The organism is Candidatus Binatia bacterium (genome assembly GCA_023150935.1).
GTDB lineage: Bacteria > Desulfobacterota > Binatia > HRBIN30 > HRBIN30 > JAKLJW01.
This window is the reverse complement of sequence record JAKLJW010000148.1, coordinates 342-594: the sequence shown is the minus strand read 5'-3', so window position 1 is coordinate 594 and position 253 is coordinate 342. Positions and strand designations below refer to the sequence as shown.

At 72.7% G+C, this 253-nt stretch carries 1 protein-coding gene; it reads left to right on the top strand.

All coding sequences use genetic code 11. The annotated features are described in order from the left end of the window. On the top strand, positions 1–253 hold a 253-nt coding region (locus L6Q96_23435; protein ID MCK6557501.1), incomplete at both ends, for a hypothetical protein.

Genomic DNA, 253 nt, shown 5'->3' with positions numbered 1-253 from the left:
TCGCGTCGCGTGGGAGCTGCGCTCCGCCCGCATCGCCAACGAGCGCGGTGAGACCCTCTTCGAGCAGAACGACGTCGAGGTGCCCGCCGCCTGGTCGGCGCTCGCCACGAACGTCGTGGTCTCGAAGTACTTCCGCGGCCACGTCGGCTCGCCCGACCGCGAGCACAGCGTGAAGCAGCTGATCGGCCGCGTGGTCGACCGGATCGCCGGGTGGGGCGACGCCTCGGGCTACTTCCGCACGCCCGCCGACGGC